This is a genomic window from Lysinibacillus sp. Y5S-8, assembly GCF_036894365.1.
GTDB classification, from domain to species: domain Bacteria; phylum Bacillota; class Bacilli; order Bacillales_A; family Planococcaceae; genus Lysinibacillus; species Lysinibacillus fusiformis_D.
In genome coordinates this window covers 2,634,885-2,657,345 of sequence record NZ_CP145889.1, presented here as the reverse complement: position 1 = coordinate 2,657,345, position 22,461 = coordinate 2,634,885, and the positions used below count along the sequence as shown (strand labels likewise).

General features: G+C 35.8%; 15 protein-coding genes. 11 read left to right on the top strand and 4 right to left on the bottom strand.

The window, feature by feature from the left end; translation table 11 throughout:
- Nucleotides 1-9: 9 nt before the first annotated feature.
- The 6 genes from fabD to V6670_RS12910 are packed head-to-tail and all read left to right on the top strand — an operon-like array spanning nt 10 to nt 12,301.
- On the top strand, nt 10-1,263 hold the full coding sequence (gene fabD / locus V6670_RS12935; RefSeq protein ID WP_338651345.1) for an ACP S-malonyltransferase: 1,254 nt from the start codon (nt 10-12) through the stop codon (nt 1,261-1,263).
- 22 nt (nt 1,264-1,285) lie between these two features.
- Entirely contained in the window at nt 1,286-6,142 is a 4,857-nt protein-coding gene (locus tag V6670_RS12930) for an amino acid adenylation domain-containing protein (protein WP_338651344.1), read from the top strand.
- A 22-nt stretch (nt 6,143-6,164) separates the two neighbouring features.
- Nucleotides 6,165-9,362, top strand: coding sequence for an AMP-binding protein (locus V6670_RS12925; protein ID WP_338651343.1), 3,198 nt, complete (start codon nt 6,165-6,167; stop codon nt 9,360-9,362).
- A gap of 2 nt (nt 9,363-9,364) precedes the next feature.
- Nucleotides 9,365-10,153 carry an alpha/beta fold hydrolase gene (locus V6670_RS12920; RefSeq protein ID WP_338654624.1) on the top strand — a complete coding sequence of 263 codons (789 nt, stop codon included), beginning with the start codon at nt 9,365-9,367 and terminating at the stop codon, nt 10,151-10,153.
- The gene (ablA, locus tag V6670_RS12915; RefSeq protein WP_141903744.1) at nt 10,143-11,531 is read left to right on the top strand and encodes a lysine 2,3-aminomutase; all 1,389 of its coding nucleotides are present in this window, start codon (nt 10,143-10,145) and stop codon (nt 11,529-11,531) included. Before V6670_RS12920 ends, ablA begins: the two co-directional genes overlap by 11 nt.
- A gap of 14 nt (nt 11,532-11,545) precedes the next feature.
- Nucleotides 11,546-12,301, top strand: a complete 756-nt coding sequence (locus V6670_RS12910; RefSeq protein WP_036120565.1) for a class I SAM-dependent methyltransferase — start codon at nt 11,546-11,548, stop codon at nt 12,299-12,301.
- A gap of 307 nt (nt 12,302-12,608) precedes the next feature.
- On the opposite strand, the gene V6670_RS12905 is transcribed toward V6670_RS12910, so the two are convergent.
- The 3 genes from V6670_RS12905 to crcB (V6670_RS12895) are packed head-to-tail and all read right to left on the bottom strand — an operon-like array spanning nt 12,609 to nt 13,659.
- Nucleotides 12,609-12,956 carry a hypothetical protein gene (locus V6670_RS12905; protein ID WP_141903745.1) on the bottom strand — a complete coding sequence of 116 codons (348 nt, stop codon included), beginning with the start codon at nt 12,954-12,956 and terminating at the stop codon, nt 12,609-12,611.
- Between the two features lie 14 nt (nt 12,957-12,970).
- Nucleotides 12,971-13,300: a fluoride efflux transporter CrcB gene (gene crcB, locus V6670_RS12900; RefSeq protein WP_141903746.1), complete on the bottom strand. Its 330-nt coding sequence runs from the start codon at nt 13,298-13,300 to the stop codon at nt 12,971-12,973.
- The gene (gene crcB / locus V6670_RS12895) at nt 13,297-13,659 is read right to left on the bottom strand and encodes a fluoride efflux transporter CrcB (protein ID WP_338651342.1); all 363 of its coding nucleotides are present in this window, start codon (nt 13,657-13,659) and stop codon (nt 13,297-13,299) included. The genes crcB (V6670_RS12900) and crcB (V6670_RS12895) overlap by 4 nt, the downstream gene beginning before the upstream one ends.
- Before the next feature lie 719 nt (nt 13,660-14,378).
- On the opposite strand from crcB (V6670_RS12895), the gene V6670_RS12890 reads away from it, so the two are divergent.
- Nucleotides 14,379-16,121 (top strand): ABC transporter ATP-binding protein, encoded by a 1,743-nt coding sequence (locus V6670_RS12890; RefSeq protein WP_338651341.1) that lies wholly within the window; start codon nt 14,379-14,381, stop codon nt 16,119-16,121.
- Entirely contained in the window at nt 16,118-17,851 is a 1,734-nt protein-coding gene (locus V6670_RS12885) for an ABC transporter ATP-binding protein (protein ID WP_141903749.1), read from the top strand. Before V6670_RS12890 ends, V6670_RS12885 begins: the two co-directional genes overlap by 4 nt.
- 110 nt (nt 17,852-17,961) lie before the next feature.
- Here V6670_RS12885 and V6670_RS12880 read toward each other — a convergent pair whose 3' ends face one another.
- Nucleotides 17,962-19,530, bottom strand: coding sequence for an IS1182 family transposase (locus V6670_RS12880; RefSeq protein ID WP_338651340.1), 1,569 nt, complete (start codon nt 19,528-19,530; stop codon nt 17,962-17,964).
- 490 nt (nt 19,531-20,020) lie between these two features.
- Between V6670_RS12880 and V6670_RS12875 the strand changes: the two genes are divergently transcribed.
- The 3 genes from V6670_RS12875 (at nt 20,021) to V6670_RS12865 (ending at nt 22,448) form a co-directional block, all read left to right on the top strand.
- Nucleotides 20,021-20,776 (top strand): SDR family oxidoreductase, encoded by a 756-nt coding sequence (locus tag V6670_RS12875; protein WP_141903750.1) that lies wholly within the window; start codon nt 20,021-20,023, stop codon nt 20,774-20,776.
- A 25-nt stretch (nt 20,777-20,801) separates the two neighbouring features.
- Nucleotides 20,802-21,236: a MarR family transcriptional regulator gene (locus V6670_RS12870; protein WP_036120548.1), complete on the top strand. Its 435-nt coding sequence runs from the start codon at nt 20,802-20,804 to the stop codon at nt 21,234-21,236.
- Between the two features lie 438 nt (nt 21,237-21,674).
- Nucleotides 21,675-22,448 carry an IclR family transcriptional regulator gene (locus V6670_RS12865; RefSeq protein ID WP_036129090.1) on the top strand — a complete coding sequence of 258 codons (774 nt, stop codon included), beginning with the start codon at nt 21,675-21,677 and terminating at the stop codon, nt 22,446-22,448.
- Nucleotides 22,449-22,461: the final 13 nt, after the last annotated feature.

Genomic DNA, 22,461 nt, shown 5'->3' with positions numbered 1-22,461 from the left:
GGATATCGTTTGAACACTGCAATTGTATTTCCGGGTCAAGGTTCACAATACGATTCTATGGGACAAGAATTATACAAAAATTATCAAATAGCTCGTGATTTGTATAATGAGGCTAGCGATATATTAGGCTATGATTTATTGAAAGCATGTGAAAACAACAATGGAGAACTTCGTAATACGGTAATAGTTCAGCCTGCAATTCTAGTTTATAGCATTGCCTGTTGGGATATATTTAAAAAAAATAATGATGTAAAACAACTCTATTTAACTGGACATAGTCTAGGTGAACTGTCGGCAGTAGTTGCTGCCGACGGAATCCCTTTTGCCAAGGCAGTTGAATTAGTAAAGCTTCGTGCAACTGCTATGAGTGAATGTACTCAAGATGGTGGTATGGTTGTTTGTTTTGGACTTAATGGAGAAGAAGTAGAGGCAGTATGTCAAAGAATAGATACTGACAATAATCATGTAACTGTTGCAAACTTTAATTCGACAAATCAAATCGTACTAAGTGGTCATAAAAATGCATTGGAGCAGGCATCCATTCAGTTACAGAAAAAGGGAGCGGTTACAAAGATATTACCTGTTAGTGTTCCTGCTCATAGTAGACTCATGAAGCCAGCAGAAAAAAGATTTCAAGCAGCTCTGCAACAAACAGAGATGAATGATTGTCGATATCCTATATTTTCCTGTGCTTCAGGTCAACTATATAGTAGGGCTGACGAAATAGCAGATCAATTAAGTAGACAACTTACGGAAAGTGTTAGATGGCCAAAAGTTATGGATGTGCTCATTAATAAAGACGTTGGCACATTTATTGAGATGGGTCCTAAAACGATTCTAACCGATATTATGAAGATGGAATATCCTGACTATCGGGCGATACCGGTTAACGAGAAAAATGGCATCCATTCTATTTTAAATAATCTTAATGAAAATACATTCAAAGTAGAAGAAACTATCCACTTTTTACAAGCGTGTTTAAGAGTTATTATTGGGACTCCTTTTAAAGAGAAAATCGATAAGCAGGACTTTGAGAAAGAAATCCATTCTCCCTATCAGATCATTAAACAGGAATTAAAAGAGATGAAAGAGAGCAAACAAATGACAGTGGAATCTCATAGAGTTGCAAGTTTATCTCAACAATTTTTTTCCATTTTAATGCATAAAGGATTTCATAAAAATGAAACACTGGAATTTCTAAAATTATCAATCGCAAATCCGAATTTATATTCTAAATATCTAAAAATTAATGCTTTTAAATAATTTGTTAGATTGGGGTAATAGAATGTCAAATTTCTATGAAAGTTTTTTTAGTGAAGAAATCAATTACTATGACGAACAAAGCTTATGGTTCAATCAAAATAAATACAGTTTAAAACAACTGGCTAATAAAGCGTTTAAATTAGCAACCGCAATGCAAGAGAAGGGTATTAAACCGGGTGCTGAACAAAATGTTTTGATTGTTCTTAGAAGGTCACCAGCTCTTCTTGTTGCACATTTATCAACATTTATTGCTGGTGGGGTTATTGTTTGTATTGATCCAGAGACACCAAAGGACAGAATCGACAACATCATTGACGATATCAAACCTAGCATAATAATTACTCATCAGGATATTTATAAGGCAAATGCTTTTCAAGATCAGATCACTTTTAAGCTTGATGATGTTCTTCAACATTTTAACTTGGATCATAAGGAAATTAACATAAATATTCATTTTTCTTTGAAATCAGCTGCTTATATTGTCTTTACATCAGGTACTACAGGCAAACCTAAGGGTGTAGTCGTGGAGTGGCAATCTTTAAATCGATTAATCGATTGGCATACAAAAACGTTTGAGGTGACAAAAAATTCAATAGTATCTTTAACCTCTTCACCTGGATTCGACGCTTCCATATGGGAGATTTGGGGGGCAATAGCTTCAAGAGCGTCTATTTATATGACGACAAAAGATGAAAGACTGAACCCAGAGCTATTAAAAAATACTTGGATAAAGCATCAAGTAACGCATTCATTTGTATCTACGCCAATTGCAGAGCGACTAATGGAACTCGACTGGGATCATAGTCATGTTGCTTTAAAATATCTTTTGGTAGGGGGAGATAAACTAACAAAGTATCCTTCAAAAGATTTACCTTTTCATGTAGTAAACAATTATGGACCAAGTGAAGGGACTGTTGTAAGTACTTCTGGAATTGTAGAGAGAGCGGATGGCAAGGCGAAAAAGCTACCTCATATAGGCTCTGCTTTACCTTATGTAAAGTGTTTTATTTTAGATCGAAATTTACAAATCATTCATGAGGTCGATAGAAAAGGAACATTATGGATATCAGGTGAGGGATTAGCAAGAGAATATATTAATTTGCCGCATGAGACAAATGAAAAATTTAAGCAGTTAGACATTGACGGTGAAAATGTAAGAGCCTACAACACTGGGGATGTCGTAAGCAGAGATCTTCAAGGAAATTTCCATTTCCATGGTAGGGAAGATTTTCAATTAAGCATTAATGGAGTGAGAATTGAATTAGGGGATATAGAGAGTACTCTTCAAAAACATAATAGAGTAAGTCAAGCTATAGCATTACCAATACATATAGCTTCAAATACGCTATTGACAGCATCCATTGTATTAGAAGAGGAATCCTCTATTTCAGAACTCGAATTATTTAACTATTTAAAAGACAAGCTGCCTAACAATATGATACCAGTTCAACTTATTTTTCATAAACATTTACCGTTGACTAGAAACGGGAAAATAGATCGAGAATTGTTGAACAAACAACATATTGACTATTTCAACAGAAAACAATTAAGTGAATCTTCAACGAATATAAGTGAATCTTTGCAAAAGATTATTGATATTTTTTCTTCTACCTTAGACTTAAAATGCTCATCACAAACAGATTTGTTTGAAGTTGGAGGAAATTCCTTAGATGCGGCAGAAATTGCTGTGAAAGTGTCAAAAGCGTTTCATGTTGATTGTTTACCATGGCAAGTACAGCAACAGAGAAAACCATGTAATTTATTGGATATTCTTTCTACTTTACCAGCCCTATCAACAAACAATGAACCTACTATGTATAATAAAAATGAGTGGTTCCCTGCAACGAGTATGCAGAAAGGGCTTTGGTATTTATGGAAAACAAATGAAGGAAATTCATTTTATAATGTAGGTGCTACTTTTCATATTAACGGTCTTTTCGATGAACGTAAGTTTTATAGTGCCTTTGTGCATAACATTAAGAAAAATGCCGCCTTTTTTGTGAATTTTAGAGAAAATGCCTCCTATGGAATTGAACAAAAAATTAGAAATATAGATGATATAGCAGAGCACGTGGATCACCACATTCAAATCTTACAGGTGAAAAATATGGAGGAGGCGCGCTCACTTGCAAAGACAATTTATAATAAACCTTTCCAGTTAGAGAGCGATTTATTGTTTAGAGGGGCAGTCATTCATACAGAGAATGCTGGAGCCGTTTTTGTACTTGTCTCTCATCATATTGTATGTGATGGCTTATCTTTAAAAAATATACTTCAAAATATAGCTAAAGTTTATAATGAGGAAATTACTAGAGATGACATCAAATCAAGTAGTTCTGAAAATTTATATAATAATATAAATAAATTGGTTAATAAATCAAAGGATCAAAATTTGAAGGATTTTTGGGTTGAGCAATCTAAGACATTTAAACTCGCTCAACTGCCTATTCGAGAGAAATCCGAAGAATATATAAGAATTGGAAAGATTTTTGAGATTGAAAGCAATAGAGGGCTAGGTAAAAAAATTAATCAATTTTCGCAGGAGATGAAATTGAGTCAGTTTACAATATTACTAACTGCTTGGGCACTAAATTTAGCAAAATATTGTATGCAGGACACAATAACGATAGGAGTTCCTTATCATGGTAGGACAAATGAAAATTTAAATGATGTTGGCATGTTTGTTAATTTAGTTCCTTTAACGCTTTCATTAAATAAAAATGCCTCCTTTAAAGAGCTCCTGCATGAAATCAGTAACACTGTACATGAAAATATTGCTCATGGAGATTTCTCTATTGTTGATATTGCGGCTAACATTGATAAAAGAGAGTATTTTGATGTAGTAAATAATACATTCAGTCTTAAAGTGAATCTTGGAATGGATTTAAAGAATATCAACACTAGTTTTATCGAGCAAGATACTGGTGGATCAAGATTTCCTTTAAGTTGTTTCTTCAATGTGGAGAACGGAGAAGTAAAAGGACATATAGAATATTCATTTGCTCATTTCACAGAAGTAGAGATTCAATTGTTGGCGAAGAATTATTTTAGATTACTTGCTTCATTAATTAATGAACCAGATAATTTGTGGAGTTCTGCATTTACAAAAGGTTCCATTATATCCGCCGCCGATAATGGAGGACTAATACAAAAGGCTAAGCCACTACACTGTCAATTTGAAGAGGCAGCGAGAAAATATAAGGATTATATTGCTATTCAAGAGCTGGATAGAGCTGTAACATATGAACAACTCAATCAAGAAGCAGAAAAATATGCTTCATTACTGCTATCTATGGGTATTGCGAAAGGCGATTACGTGCCTATTTATATGGACAGGGGAATAGATGTCATCGCAGTAATACTAGGTGTTCTGAAGGCAGGCGCAGTATATGTTCCTTTAGATACGGAGCATCCTATAGCAAGAACACAGAAATTATTAGCGAGATTAAATCCAAAAGTTTTAATGATAAATACAATAGATGAAATACCATATGGAGAATGGGAAATTGTAAATACTTTAGAAAAAAATAGCGTTAAAAATAATGTAAAAGCAATGAGGAGTGTCTCTGTCCATGATCCAGCATATCTTATGTTTACTTCTGGATCGACGGGTGAGCCGAAAGGTGTAGTATGTCCACATTTAGGGGCTTCTTTACGCATTGAATGGCAAAAAAACCAAAATAAGATTAAACCTGGTAATAAAGCATTGTTTAAAACGCCATATACATTTGATGTATCTGTTTGGGAAATATTTTATACCCTTTGTACAGGTGCTACGTTAGTTGTTGCTCCTAAAGACTTGCATCGGGATCCTTTAGGTTTATTGAATTTTATTAGTGATAAGTCAATTGACTTGTGTCATTTTGTCCCTTCTGTGTTGCAATTAATGCTCAATGAAATGGACTCTCAAAAAGATTACAATTTACCATTAAAATATCTTCATTTAAGTGGGGAAGCTCTGCCAGCTCCATTAGCTAAAAAAATAAATGAGTTGTTACCACAAGTGGAAGCATTCAATTTATATGGTCCAACTGAGGCAGGGATTGAAGTTACTGTTCAACAGGTAACAAAAGATCACTATAATATTGGTTTTCCATTACCTTATGTAGAAATAGAAGTGGTCGATGAAGCTGGGCTACCAGTTCCAAAAGGATTTCCAGGTGAATTAATGATTGGAGGACCTTCTTTAGCAAAAGGCTATTTCAAGGATGAAATAGAAACAAACAAAGCTTTTGTAGAGCGAAATGGTAAAACCTTTTACAAGTCTGGTGATTTGGTGAAAATTTCAGCGAATGGTAGTTTAGATTTTCTAGGAAGGAAAGATTCACAAGTTAAGGTAAACGGTGTAAGGATTGAGATAGAAGAAATTGAAGCGTGTGTTATACAGCAACCACAAGTTAACGATGCAGCAGTAGTATTAGGGAATGATCAAAATAACAAACCATGTTTAGTTTGCTTCTACACTTTAAATTTAAAAGATAGTCTAAGTAGAAATGACTTAAAAAAAGCTGTCTCTAAAGATTTACCGGCAACGTATATCCCATCAATGTTCGTTGAGTTAGAAAGACTACCATTAACATCTAGCGGAAAAAGAGACAGAAAACTACTTAGCTTAGAAGCTTCACAATACCTTGCTGCTGGTGCTCAAAATAATTTCAGGGAGCCAACAACTGAACTGGAAAAATCAATTGTAGAAATATGGGCTGAAGTACTAAAGGTTAATGAAATAGGTATTGATGATAACTTTTTTGAAATCGGTGGAGATTCCATTAAATCTCTTCAAATAGTATCTAAATTGCGTACCAATGGTATTGACATTACTCCGAAAGACTTTTTGAAGCATCCGACGGTATCAGAAATGTCTCTCATACTTAAATAATATGGAAGGAGGTTAGTATAGAATGCTACAAAATGATAAGAAACTCCCGTTAACACCATTGCAGCTAGTTATGTTAATGGAAACGTTAAAGGATCCAACATCAGATGCATATTGGCAAATTTTATCTTATGAAATTCCTAATTCATTTACATTCGGAGAGATTCAAGACGCTTGGTTAAATACTGCCAGGGCCAACCCAGCATTAAGAACAAAATTTGAGTGGGAGCAAGAGATAGAACCAATCCAAATTATTCAAAACAATGTAGAAGACATCAATGTAGTAGAGGTTAATTATTTAAGGATTCAAGATGAATTTATGAATATAGAGAATTGGTTTAAAAGTGAGATTGGTAGGCTACAGCAAACGATGCTGAGTAAGACGCAACAATTTTATCTTATTCAAAATTGGAAACCATCTAAAAACTTATTAGTATGGGTGCATCATCATATCATTATGGATGGTTGGTCAATTGCTCAAACACTTGAAGATTTCTTTAAGCTGTTAAATAAGGATGTCACTTCATTAGCCATTCGTCCAGATATAGAACCTTATTTACATTATATTAGTGATCCAATGTATCAAAAAGGACTGGAAAAATATTGGGGAAATGTATTAAGTGATTTAGCTGAAGCCGAAACATTAGCTATAGAAAAGTCACAACATATCACTCAAAAGCCATTATTCATGTATATCGATAAAGAGTTAAGCAAGAGAGCGGCAGAAAATCTTCATGCCTATAGCATAAAGAATAGAGTTACAACTTCAAGTATCGCTTTAACAATATGGGGCGTGTTAATCAACCGATATCAACATACGAATAAGCTATACGTAGGATCGACTTTTGCATTAAGACCATATCAATTAATAGAGTCGAGTGATATGAATGGAATGCTTATAAACACATTACCAGTCAAAATAGATATAGAAGATAAACTAACATTAAAAGAAGTATGTCTACAGACAATGGATCATCTGCAAGATGTTTCTGAAAACAGCGGAGTTCCGTATTCTAAATTATTACAGTTTGGTGGGGTGTCTGGAGATACAGAAATCTTTAAAACCTCTGTCATTTTCCAAAATTTCAAGGGAACTTTAAATAATAAAAAGAATGGTGATTTGGTTCACCAATATGGAACAAGCTCTGATCCATTATCAGTAACATTTGATATTACGCAAGACTCCATATGCTTACGATTAGGTTGGGATCAACAACGTTATGAGAAAACGGAGCTTCTAAGACTTCTAGATTCTCTTGAGTATATATTTGAAAATATAGATAACTATAATAATATGTTGGTCCAAAATATTAACTTAACACAAGGCGAAGAGCTATATTTAAAGAATGTTTTGACGACAGAATTTCCTACTACGTCTGAAAATTTTTCAATTCAATCCATTTTAGGAGACCACAGGGATGATTCCTTAGCCATTTCAGATGGTCAAAGAAATTTAAGTTATCGTGATGTCAAAAGATACAGCAATATTGTGGCAAATCAACTGCTCGAAGAAGGAGTACAGAGCGGGGATACAGTTGCACTGGTAGGAAAGAAAAGTATTGAAACAGCAATCGGTATCTTTGCTGCTTGGACAATAGGTGCGGCATGGTGTGCTATTGATACGAGTATACCTGAAGCAAGAACTAAACGTACATTAGACATATTGCAACCAAAAACATCATTATTCCTAGATAACATTCCAGCGATTATTGAGCGTAGTACGGATGAAAAAGAAATGATGAGCGAGGCTTACAGATTTAATTCGGAAGATGTGGCATATTATATTTCTACTTCTGGTAGTACAGGGGAACCTAAAATTGTTTCATTAAAAGCAGAAGGGTTGTTACAACTAATCCAAAGCTGGAAACAATTTTATGACCTTTCTAGTGAACAACATGTTCTTCAACTAGGGAGTTGGACATCCGATGTTTTTTTAGGTGATTTGCTGAAGGCATGGTCAACGAATGGCTGCTTGTTCGTTTGCGAGGAAGATAAAAGAATTGATATGGCATATTTAGCAGAAATGGCAGCTAAATATAAAATTTCATTTTTGGAGTCAACACCTGTTTTAGTAAGAGAATTTATTCACTATTTAAATGAGGTAAATATTATCTTAAAAGATTTAAAAACGGTAGTGGTAGGTGCTGATACGTTCAGACTTGAAGAAAAGAATGAAATATGTGACATGCTTTGGGAAGGCGTCAATTTTTACAATGGTTATGGTCTAAGTGAATGTACAATTGAGTCTCTAGTTTATACGTGTAATAACGATCATGATAGTTCTAAATCCGGACTTTGTCCAATAGGTAAACCATTACCAGGAACAATGCTGAGAATTGTTGATAAATCAGGTAATTCGGTAGCCCCTGGCATGATAGGTGAACTACACATTGGAGGGAAACAAGTAACAAAAGGCTATGTAACCGAGGAGGGTTTAGTTACCACAAATAGTTATACTCTGAATGATGTTAACTACTTCCGGACTGGTGATTTAGTTAGATTGAACGCTAATGGAGTGATTGAATTTTATGGGCGCAGTGATCAGCAAGTAAAAATTCGAGGCTATCGATTAGAATTAGGAGAAGTAGAGAATGCATTATTATCCCTTCAACCAGGTATGGAATGTTTTGTTATCTGTCTTCCAAGTAATAACGGTGAAAATACTTTAATTGCCTTTATAAGTGGAACAGACCAAAGTATTGAGACTATTAATAGTAGTATCTCTAAGATACTTCCGGATTTTGCTATTCCGAATATTATTGTTCCTTTAGAAAGGCTACTCCGCAATACGAATGGCAAGATTGACAGAGTTTTGCTAAGGAAACAAGCTGAAGAATTACTTAATCAGTTAACCGATACGTCGACTATCTCAATGTCAGGAGATATGGTTGATATTGTAAGAGAGACATGGGAAGTAGTTTTAGGAAAAAAGGTACAGTTGAATCGTAGCCTATTCGATCAAGGTGGCCATTCTTTAATTGTACTGAAATTATATAACTTACTTAGAAAAGTGTTGCCTTCGTATGAGTTTGTAGTTGGTGATCTTTTCAGATATCCAACGATTAATCGGTTTGTAGAAGAAATTACGGCTAGAAAAGAAGCTGTGCCTATCCAAGAAAGTACTGTTCCATCTTACAGCAAAATTGAAGTACTGGAAAAAGTGAAACAAGGCGAGCTTTCAGTGGAGGAAGCTATGAAAATAATAGGTGGTCATAGATTGTGAAGATGAAACAAGAAAAAGGATATCTAGTATATAACCCAAATCCACATGCAAAATTAAAATTGCTATGCTTTCATCATGCTGGAGGTTCGGCACTTTCGATGGTTCCTTTAGTGAGAGATTTATCTGAAGATATAGAAGTATGTTTGTTTGAATTACCTGGTAGAGGAATGACTAATGATTTACCGTTTCTATCAACATTCTGTGAGGCAAAAGAATATCTTTTTAAAACAGTATTCCATTATATTGATCGCCCAGCCGTTTTATTTGGTCATAGTTTAGGTGGACTATTTGTCTATGCTTTATCAAGTTTACTGGATGATAAAAGTCAATATATTAAAAAATTAATTATTTCAGCTGCTAGGTCCCCCATAACTGTATCTAATAATGCGACGCATCCTGAAGCTCCTTTTACGAGGCGAACGAGGGAAAGTGTCATAGCAGATATTAGAAGGCTAGGTGGAGTGCCAAATGAGCTTGAGTCTGACTCGAGGCTGTTCAATTCAATCGTTGATGTTACAGGCAGAGATTTTCATTTACTTGATACATTTAAATTCGATGACAAAGCATTTGTCAACTATCCAATGGAACTTTGGCTAGGTGCACAAGATTCAGCAGTTCCTGATGAGGAAGTGAAACTGTGGGAGAAAATGATGCTCAATGACTATAAGTGTAAGTATTTTAATGGTGGTCATTTTTACTTAAGTGAGAATGAGGAGCCTGCGAAAGAATTGAGACAGGAACTCATGACTATTTATACCAACATCAAAGGAGAGGTGATTCATGCAGACTAAACTTAAACCAGGTGAAAGAAGACATTATAGGGAAATTGAACTCTGGAAAGATATTACCCAAGAGCAATGGGATGACTGGCATTGGCAATTAACGAACACTATTAAAACGTTAGATGATTTAAAGAAAGTTGTAAACTTAACTGCTGAAGAAGAAGAAGGAGTGAAAATTTCTCTACAAACGATACCTTTGAATATAACTCCTTATTATGCATCTTTAATGAATCCAGATGATGTACGATGTCCAATACGCATGCAATCTGTTCCATTATCTGCTGAAATTATGAAGAGTCACTATGATCTAGAAGATCCGTTGGATGAAGATGAAGATTCTCCTGTACCAGGTATAACTCATAGGTATCCTGATAGAGTATTGTTCTTGGTAACCAATCAATGCTCCATGTATTGTAGATATTGTACAAGAAGAAGGTTTTCTGGACAGGTGGGGATGGCAGTACCTAAAAAGCAGCTTGATAGAGCTATTGATTATATTAGGAATAATGAAGAAGTTAGAGATGTTTTATTATCGGGCGGAGATGCCTTATTAATTAATGACAAAATTCTCGAATATATTTTAAGCAGTTTAAGAGACATACCGCATGTTGAAATCATTCGAATTGGTACTAGAGCACCAGTAGTATTTCCTCAAAGAATAACGGATGATTTGTGTACGATTTTAAAGAAATATCATCCTGTATGGCTAAATACACACTTCAATACATCGATAGAATTAACCGATGAAGCAAAAGAAGCATGTGAGAAATTGGTCAATGCGGGGGTTCCAGTTGGGAATCAATCTGTTATTCTGACAGGCATAAATGATAGCGTGCCAATAATGAAAAAATTAGTACATGATTTAGTTAAAATCCGGGTTAGACCATACTATATTTATCAGTGTGATCTGTCTGAGGGGATTAGCCATTTTAGAGCGCCTATTTCTAAAGGATTGGAAATAATTGAATCTTTAAGAGGACATACTTCTGGCTATGCTGTACCAACATTCGTAGTAGACGCACCAAACGGAGGTGGGAAGATAGCTTTACAGCCAAATTATATACTTTCTCACAGTCCTGAGAAAGTAGTTTTAAGAAATTATGAAGGCGTTATTTCTTCTTATCCAGAGATAAAGCACTATGAATCAGATACAGCCGATAGTTATTTCTCTGAAGTGTATGATTTAAAATCATACGAATCAACAGGCGTTTCAAAGCTTTTAGAGGCTGAACCTTCGAAAAGCTTAGTACCTACAAATCTTCCGCGATATAAATTAAGAGAAAGATATAAAGAAGAGGGGGCAGAGACATTAAAGGATAAAAGAGAAAATAGAGATCTTTTAAAACAAAAGAAAATAGTACAAGCACAGAAAATAAATAAATGCTAGATAGGAGACTAGAGATGGTAAGTTTTTATGGTAGTTTATCTACAGAATTATATGATATAGATAAATATATTGGTAAAACATTTGGAGATGTAGAGTATTATTCAGAAAGGTTAGAAGGAGTTAAGGGAAAGATATTAGAGCCTGCTGTTGGTAATGGACGTATCTTAATACCTTTATTGCATAAAGGGCTAAATATTGAAGGTTTTGACCTTTCTGATGACATGTTACGATTATGCAAAAAAAATTGTGCAGAAAGAGAGCTTTCACCAAATCTATATTCATTAAATATGTGCAATTTTTCTTTGGAACAAAAATATGAGGCGATTATTATTCCGACTGGCTCATTCCTATTATTGCATCAAAGAGAAGATTCTTTAAAAGCCTTAAAGTGTTTTTATGATCATCTAGAGGATGGAGGCCGTTTAATAGTAGATACTTTTCTTCCCGAGTCGTTTGAGAAGGGTTATGTTTCAACTAGAATATTAAAGAATCAAGACGGTGACTCTATAACGTTGGAAGAAGTATTGGTAGATGTGGACTACATTAATCAGTTTACGATTACTCACAATAAATATCAGAAATGGCAAAATACTAAACTAATTGACACTGAGTTAGAAGTTTTCCCATTAAAGTGGTATGGAGTAGAAGAGTTTCGAGCCATTTTACAAGATATTGGATTTAAAGATGTTACGATTTCTGCGGATTATGAGTATAATAAATATCCAACAAATGGTTCAGAGGTATTTACGTATGAAGCTATAAAAAAATAGTAGTTAATAACGCCTTTAAATTATAGAACCTCAACATAAAAAGAGGTTGTTCTTAAAGCCCTTAAAAGTTCGATTGGAGAACGATTCGTTTTCCAAATCGAACTTTTTCCTTTTCTGCTGAAAGTAGTAGGGTACTTCCTATTTTCAGTAGGTTAAGGGCAACAGCATGCGGTGGGGCGAGTCTTGAGGTATATCCCGTCAACCAAAACTGCCCATGATGATAGAAGGAAAAACGTCTATATTAATTTAGATATTTTACAACAGACAACTTTATTTGGAAAAGAACGTATACATTTAAAAGAGGCGCCTAAAACATTTGAGGTAAAAATTCCCTCATGAATCGTTGATTTTTACGTAACCATATTTTTAAAATCATACGGTGTGTTAATAATCTATGCCTTTTATTTGTCCTCGTCTTAGCTTCTATTAAGCTTTGTAGCAGAATACAAGTTTCCGTTGTATAAGCTTGAGGTTCTACGAGGACATCCAGCTTGTAATCAATTAGCTGTGCTGCCTGAATCTTTGCTAGTAAATGGGCAAATTGTGTATTCATTGCGGCATAATTTTCTTCTAATTCTAGCTCAATAAGTGAATAGAGTGTTTGTTCTATTTCAGCTTCAAGTTCTTGGAGTTGCTCATTTGATGGCTGTGTCAATACATATCACCTCTTTACACAACAAGATAACCGATAGCAGCAAATAGAATTCCAACTAGCAAGGTACTGGCAATATAGCTAATGGCTTGTCTCCATTTTTGTTGCTCTATAAGCTGTAGTGTTTCAAACCCAAACGTAGAGAATGTCGTGTAGGCTCCTAAAAAGCCTATGCCTATCAACTGCCACAACCAGTCACTGACATGCAGGGCGAATAAAAAACCAAGTGCCAAGGAGCCTGTACAATTAATGATAAAAGTTGCCCATGGATATGGATGTGCAAGTAATTTTCCTAAATAGAATCTTGACAAAGCGCCAAAAATTCCCCCAATCCCGACCAAAATCATACCATGCGCCCCCTTGCAAGTCGTATCCCCAGCCTTGCACCTGCTAGTCCTCCTAAAACACTTACGGCAACATAAAGTACAGCCTGTAGCCACTCATTATTTTCAAGGAGTAGCAGTGTCTCTAAGGAAAATGTCGAAAAAGTAGTAAAAGCACCACAAAAGCCAGTTCCGAGCCCTATTACAATCGGTGTGCGTTTTATAAAAGTGGTGAAAAGCCATGCTAAGCAAAAGCATCCAACTATATTTATACAAAGTGTTGTATAAGGGAAACCGTTTGTGCTCGGCCAAATCAGATTAAGACCATATCGACTGATTGCGCCAAAAAATCCGCCGATCCCAACTGCTAAAAATGTCTTCAACGTAAAGACCCCTTACTAAAAATGACTATATTGAAAGTGTATCATGAGATGAAAATTTTAGAAATATTTCTTCTGTTAGCCTTCCTATAAAATGATTTGGTGTAATAATCATTTTGTTATGACCAATAGCTTTGTAAAAGAAACGAGTCTTGAGTGCTTGAATCTTGTGAAGGAGCCTTCGTTCTCTTTACCCTTTTTGTTCATTTCATCCTTTTGGTCAATATAAGCGACCTAACATTTACTGTAATGTTAAAGTCAATCAACCACTTATGCCTATGCTTTCTTTTTGGTTCTTTTCAATAATTCAACGCTTTAAAGCACTAACTATTTCCTGAAAATGATAAAAAAATAACAGGGTGATAGTTGACAAATATTTCTATAGTGTGATAATCTTCAAGAACACTATAACAAATAAACCAAGGGAGGGCATGACAATGTTAATTTTATCAGTATCAAATTCAATTACAGTTACATACATTGTCCATGCCTAACGCTTATTTAAGATTGCATAAAAAGGTATGGGTTCAATCCTGCCTTTTATAAGAGACACATGCTCTTTTTAGGGTATGTGTCTTTTTTCGTGCCAAAAAGGTTGTAGTGAATACTAAAAGGGAGTGTATGTATATGAGAAACACAGTACAACGAATGATTTTCAAAAAGGAATTTCTAGAAAGTGGGTAGTCATCCACAACAGCACGGAAGAAAGAAGGTTATAATGTATGTTTGATGTGTTAAGTAAATTAGGCTGGTTCTTTAAAAAATACTGGAAGCAATATACGGTTGCCATTGTGGTACTCATGATTGCCAGTGGATTAGAGGTCATTCCTCCATATTTATTAGGCTCCATTATCGATTTATTGACTGCAGGAGAAATGACACAAGCTATTTTAACAAAATATGTACTCATTTTTATTGGGATTATTATTGGGGGCTATCTATTAAATTTTGTGTGGCAATTCCGACTATTTGAAGGAGCTATTAACCTTGAGAAAATATTACGTCGAAATTTAATGCAGCAATTTTTACGCATGACTCCAACGTTTTATGAGAAAAACCGTACAGGGGATTTAATGGCACGAGCAACAAATGACTTAAATGCCGTATCCATGACAGCTGGTTTTGGTATTATGACGTTGATTGATTCAACGATTTATATGGGCTTTATCATTTTTGCGATGGGCTATATGATTTCATGGAAGCTCACATTTTTTGCGATGTTACCAGTTCCTATTATGGCCATCCTCATACAATATTTAGGTAAAATTGTTCATGAACGCTATATGAAGGCTCAAGATGCTTTTGGTGAGCTGAACGATAGTGTACTGGAATCTGTTGCAGGAGTTCGAGTGGTGCGCGCCTATGTGCAGGAAAAAAAGGATGAGGCTAATTTTGCGGATATGAGTGAGATTGTGTATGCCAAAAATATTCATACAGCTAAAATTAATGCATTATTCGGCCCGATTACGAAAGTCGGAACAGGTATTAGCTATGTTGTAGCACTCGGTTACGGGGCTCATTTAGTGGCGATAGAGGCAATGACGGTTGGGCAACTGGTCACATTTAATGTGTATTTAGGATTAGCGGTTTGGCCAATATTTGCGATTGGAGAGCTCATCAATGTTATGCAGCAAGGGAATGCCTCACTGGATCGTGTGCAGGAAACATTGAACTATGATGCAGATGTTCGAAATATTCCGAATCCACAAATGATTGCGACACCTAATGCAATTGGTTTTGATGCTTTAACATTCCAATATCCAATGAGTCAGGTGAAAAACTTACAGCAAATTTCACTTGCCCTGAAAAAAGGTCAAACGCTGGGTATTGTCGGCAAGACGGGTGCGGGAAAAACAACCTTCCTTCGCCAATTATTGCGAGAGTATCCAATCGGACAGGGGCAGCTTTCCATTGACGGTATCGACATCACCTCTCAAACCAAGGAGCAGATTCTTGATTGGATAGGCTATGTGCCGCAAGATCATGTGCTATTCTCACGTACTATTCGTGAAAATATATTATTTGGGAAAGAAGATGCGACACAAGCTGAATTACAGCAGGCGATTCGTGCCGCATACTTTGAAAAAGATTTGGAAAATTTACCAATGGGCCTTGAAACACTTGTTGGGGAAAAAGGTGTATCTCTTTCAGGCGGTCAAAAACAACGTGTATCTATTGCTCGTGCACTGATTAAAGATCCTGAAATTTTAATGCTTGATGATTCGCTTTCGGCTGTCGATGCCAAGACAGAGGCAAGAATTATTGAAAATATTCAGCGTGAACGTCATGGGAAAACGACGATTATTACTACGCATCGCCTATCTGGTATTCAGCATGCGGATGTTATCATCGTGTTGGATGATGGACAAATCGTAGAGCAGGGAACACATGAGGAACTTCTTTCGCAACAAGGATGGTATAAAGAGCAATTTGACCGTCAGCAGCTAGAAGGAGGTGCCTCATGAGTACGAGTCAACGTTTAACACGCTATGCGATGCATTTTAAAAAGCCGATATTACTAGGCTTATTCTTTCTTACAATCGCCGTATTTACGGAGCTTGTTGGGCCATTTATTGCCAAGCATATTATTGATAATTACATGACAATTGGTCATATTGAAATCAAACCGATTACATGGCTACTACTCGTTTATTTACTGTTAGCCATTGCAACGGCTATATTACGCTATTTTATGTATATCTATTTACAAATTGGTGCAAACCGCGTCATTCAAAAATTACGTAAGGATGTTTTTGAGCATATTCAAACTTTACCAATTCAGTATTTCGATAATTTACCAGCAGGTAAAATTGTTGCGCGTGTAACAAATGATACAGAAGCGGTGCGTAATTTATATGTACAGGTGCTATCCAATTTTGTTACGAGCTTTATTTCCATCATTGGTGTATATATCGCACTCTTTATTTTAAACTGGAAAATGGCAATGCTAGCTTTAACGATGATTCCTATTGTTTACGTATGGATGATTTTGTATCGAAAATTTGCCTCAAAGTATAATGATGTCATTCGTACAAAAATCGCTGACATTAATGCCATGATTAATGAATCCATTCAAGGCATGACCATTATTCAGGCATTCCGTCGTGAGCAGCAAATGACGAAGGAATTTGATGACATGAATAATGAGCATTATGCATACGAACGTAAGCTATTAGTGCTCGATTCAGCCACATCCTTTAACCTTGTGAATACGTTAAGGCTAATTATGTTTACGGTCTTTATTTTCTATTTTGGTACGCAATCATTTACAGCAACCCAAGTGGTTTCAGCGGGTACTTTGTATGCGTTTGTCGATTATTTAACAAAGCTATTTAATCCAATTACGAACATCGTGAACCAATTTTCTCAGCTTGAGCGTTCTCTAATTGCTGGGAAACGTGTTTTCGAGGTGCTAGATACAGACGGTGAGCCTGTCTCTGAAAAAAGCCTCCCACGATATAAAGGCAATGTCGTTTTCGAGGATGTTTCCTTCGCTTATAAAGACAATGAATACGTGCTGAAAAACCTATCATTTGAGGCACATCAAGGTGAAACGATTGCCTTAGTTGGTCATACGGGCTCTGGGAAAAGTTCCATTATGAACTTGTTATTCCGCTTCTATGACCCATCAAAAGGCAAAATTACCATTGATGGCATTGATATCACCTCTGTTCCTCGTCAAACGATGCGTGAACATATGGGAATAGTGCTACAGGATCCTTACTTATTTACAGGTACGATTGCTTCAAATGTCGGCTTAAACAACCCTAATATATCATCCGAAAAAATAGAAGCTTCTTTAAATGCTGTAGGAGGCGAACGGGTTTTATCGAACTTACCTAATGGTTATGATGAGCCAGTGATTGAGAAAGGTAGTACGTTATCTTCAGGGCAACGTCAGCTGATTTCGTTTGCGCGGGCACTTGCCTTCGATCCAGCGATTTTAATTTTAGATGAAGCGACATCGAATATTGATACGGAAACGGAAGAAATTATTCAGCATGCAATGGATGTCCTGAAAAAAGGACGAACAACATTTATTATTGCCCATCGACTGTCTACGATTAAAAATGCCGATCGTATCCTTGTACTTGATCGAGGACAAATTGTAGAGAATGGCACGCACGATGAACTGCTAGCACTTGGCGGTATTTATAACAAAATGTATCAAATGCAAGCGAATTCCTTACAATAAAATCTATGGAAAGAGGCTGGGACAAAACTAGCTTCAATTAGTGAGAAATCCGAATTTGAATTCATTCAAATTCGGATTTCTCTATTTTTTATGTTGTCTCTAGATAGTCCTTAGCTACTGGCTGTGAATTTTCTTAAATTCACGGCCAGTAATGCGAGCCCCATTTCGTTTCCTACACTCGATTTTCCTCGAACAGAAAATCGAGTGAAACGCAAATTAGCCTTCAAGAATCCAAAAACTGGTTCCACGTCAATTTTGCGTTGACGATAAATGGTACTCGTTTTTTCTTCTGAAAGCTTTGTTCTTACATATTCTTTTTGCTGTTCCCACTTCTCATTCACTAGTAACTTACGATTATTTCCCTCTTTTGCTTTTGTACATAATGAACGGAATGGGCATCCGGAACAGTCTTCACATTCGTATACCTTAAACTCACGCGTGAAATCATATGGATCCGTTTTCGTGGTACGATATTTAAATACGAGCTGTTGTTGGTTCGGGCAAGTGTATTGATCATTTTCTTCATCATAATTCCAGTAGGCTGTATTGAATTCGTTTTGTTTATACTTTTGCTTTTGTTCTTTTAAATACAAGTTATATGTAATTAAGGCTTCTCGTTTACGATTCGAAAGGATATCATCATAATTTTGTTCGCAGCCATATCCAGCATCTGCGACGATGTGTTTTGGTAACTCAAAATAATGTTGTTCGATTTCATCTAAAAACGGGATTAAGGTACGTGTATCTGTTGGATTCGAATAGATACTGTAGGCAAGTACATATTGACCTTCTGTTGCGACTTGGATGTTATAACCTGCTTTCAATTGACCATTTTTCATATAGTCATCTTTCATTCGCATAAATGTGGCATCTGAGTCCGTCTTGGAATAACTATTTCGCATGCCAAAGATTTCAAAGTCTTTTTGATATTTTAGTTTACGTACAATATAGTCGATTAATTGTTTGCGAGCTTGCTTTGGGAATTTCCGTTCAACTCTTAAAGCTTTTCTTTCAGCTACATCCGATGAATCCTCTATTTTTTGATCATACTCGGCAATCACTTCGTCTACTTTTTCTACCATCTGGGCGAGCTCTTCTACTGCTAATTCTTCTACATTTTCTCGTTCAATTTCGGGTATGATTTCTTTTTCGAGTAGCTCATCGTATAACTGGTTTGATTTTTCAATTAATCCTTTATGGTATTTCTCGATGGATTTTTTCCACACGAAAGTAAATTTGTTCGCATTGGCTTCGATCTTTGTTCCATCTATAAAAATAGCTTCCTGATCAATTAATTCTTCTTGAACCAACTGGCAACGAAATTGGACGAAACATTGGCGGATCAACTCTTTCATTTCTGGTTGAACACGGAAACGGTTGATTGTGCGGTAGCTTGGTTCATACCCTTGAGCTAGCCACATCATCCGAAGACTATCTTTTAATAGGGCTTCAATTTTACGCCCTGAGAAGACAGATTGTGTATAAGCACATAAGATAATTTTAAGCATCATGCGTGGATGGTAGGCGGGACAGCCTTCATTTCGAAGGAATGGTTCAAACGCTTCAGGCGAGATACTTTCAACTAAATGGTGGACATGGAAGGCAATATCGCTTTTTTGTAATGTTACTTCTAAATCTAAAGGCAAAACTAATTGATTCATGTTATAATTTTTAAACATAAGGATCCTTCTTTCTGTATAATTTTGTTGTGGTGACTTAATTTTATCAGAAGCGGTCCTTATTTTTATTCAAAAATTAATGAAAGCCTGTGAAATTTTACTGATCGTAAAATTTCACAGGCTTTTTAATTTAGAGGTGGGTTTTGTCCCAGCCTCTTTGTCATTACAAGGATATACTTACATTTGGCGTAATATCTAATCGAAAATAGATAATTTAAAAAGCATTTAAATGGTTTTACAATAAAAATTTTATTGGATAGTCGGCGCTGTAATGCAGACAGGGTTAATTGAATTTTGAAAAGCTTATTCTGGATTAACCTTTCTCCAAAATAGGCTTTTCTTTTTATTCGTTTAATAAATAATAATAGCTAGTTGAATGATTATAAAGCAACAGTAGTGACGGATTAATAAAGGTAAAATAATTTAGTTTAAAATTAAATAGTTTAATGTTAAACTACCTGAGAATGAAAGAAAAGGAGATGTGTTAGCGATGGGTAAACTACAAGACAAAGTGGTTATCATTACTGGGGGAGCAGGCGGTATCGGTAGTGGAATGGCAAAAGCAATGGCAAAGGAAGGGGCTGTTGTTACAATTGTTGATTTAAATGCAGAGGCGGGTGAGGTAATGGCAAAAGAATTGCAAGAAATCTCACCCAAATCTATGTTTTTGCAGGCAAATTTAATGGAACGCGATCAATTACCAAAAATTATTGATACAGTCGTAGAAAAATACGGTAAACTAGATGTGCTAGTTAATAACGCTCATGCTGCGAAACAAGTTACAATAGAAGAAACAACACAAGCAGACCTTGATTTATCGTTTGGGACAGGTTTTTATCCAACCTTCTATTTAATGCAAGCAGCACTCCCACATTTAAAAGAAACGAAGGGCAAAATTATTAACTTTGCATCTGGGGCAGGTATTCAAGGCCATGAGACACAGGCAGCTTATGCCGCAGCTAAGGAAGCAATCCGCGGTATTTCTCGTGTTGCCGCAAATGAATGGGGACGTTTTGGTATAAATGTCAATATCATTAGTCCACTTGCGGATTCACCAGGTGTACAGGCATGGGCAAAAGCACAACCAGAATATTATGAAGCGGTTAGAAGTAAAATTCCACTTGGTCGTTTTGGTGATATTGAGCAAGATATCGGTCGAGTAGCTGTTTTCTTAGCTTCTGACGATTCCCAATACATCACGGGTCAAACGATTATGGTGGATGGAGGTTCACTAATGCTTCATTAGTTCTCGGCGTTCGAGGAGGATTTTTTTGAAACAGACAAATATTTTTAAACTCATTCATATGATTGAACAGGTGAATAATGCCAATATTATACGCTTTACAAAAGCGTTTCCATATCCTTTAGGAATTTCACCGATTTTAGTGTTAAACGAGCTACATGTTAAAGGCCCTCAAAAACAAGCAGAATTAGCTGAAACCATTGGCTATACGAAAGGTGCTATGACAAGCATTGCAGAAAAATTGGTTAAGCTTGGATTAGCGGAAAGACTTTATGATCCATCTGACCGTCGCACCATTCGCTTGCAAATTACGGAAGAGGGGAAAGTAGCTTTGGCGAAGGCTCAATCCATCGGGAAAGAGGTCTTTGTACAGCTTTTTGAAGTATTAGATGACAAGGAAATTGCCCAATATTTGCTGATTCAAGAGAAATTAGTACAGGGAATTCAACAGAAAAATGACTAGCTAATTATCAACCCACCTCTAAGAAATTTTATAGAGGTGAGTTGATTTTTTTTGCTGGATATTTATATTAATGTCATAGGTGGTAGAAGTCTATGGCTTTGAACGGATAGGATACTCAAACTGAAGGATAGAACTCAATATGTGAAGGATAAAACGGGAAAACTGGTGGATAGAGCGCACCTTTTGCTCGATAGAATGGCTTTGAACGGATAGAATACTCAAAGTGAAGGATAGAACTCAATATGTGAAGGATAAAACGGGAAAACTAGTGGATAGAGCGCACCTTTTGCTCGAATAGAATCACTCTAAACAGATAGGATGCCCGAACTCAATATTTTATTTAAATCTAATTGTAAAATAGTTGAATTTATTGAAAATTGTCCAGCTTCATTTTATAATCAAGATACGGTTCTATTATAGAGACAATCGAGGTGTGAAATGACATTAAAAACATTGGATAACTCATTAGAGGTTTTAAAATATTTTAATAAAGAAAATCCTACATGGGGTGTGCGTGAATTAGCAAAGGAGATGAATATTAGTCATTCTATTATTTATCGAATTTTAGTTACATTCGAGAGTCATGGATTTCTGATTCAAAATCCTGAGACAAAAAAATATGAATTAGGGCTTCGTTTTTTAGAGTATGGTCAGATGGTGAAAGATAAATTAAATCTTTCTGATTTTGTTTTGCCAATTATGAAAAATCTTGCAGAAACCATTAAAGAGTCGGTATTTCTAACATGGCTAGATGGAAAAGATGGCGTCACAGTGGAAATAGCTGAAGGCTCTCAAACAATTAAGTTTTCGGTGTCAATGGGCACACGAACACCACTACATATCGGGGCTTCTTGTAAAGTCATCATGGCCTATCTACCTGAGGATCGGAAGAAGGAGATTATGGAGCATGGTATGAAAAGATTAACCCCTGAAACGATTACAGACCCCGAAGAAATGATAGCCGATTTAGAAAAAATTCAACAACAAGGCTGGTGCTTCTCGACAGGGGAATATGCTCATTCTGTTTTTGGGCTTGGTGTACCTCTTTTTAACAGCAAAAAAGAAGTAATTGCTTCTTTAACGATTGCAGGACCTATTTATCGTAAACCAACAGAGGAAAAGTTACCTGAAATGGTGAATATTCTTCAATATGGAGCGATGAATATTCAACGTTATTTCGATCAGTATAGCTTTAAGCTGTATCATGAATAAGCTTGAAACAAGG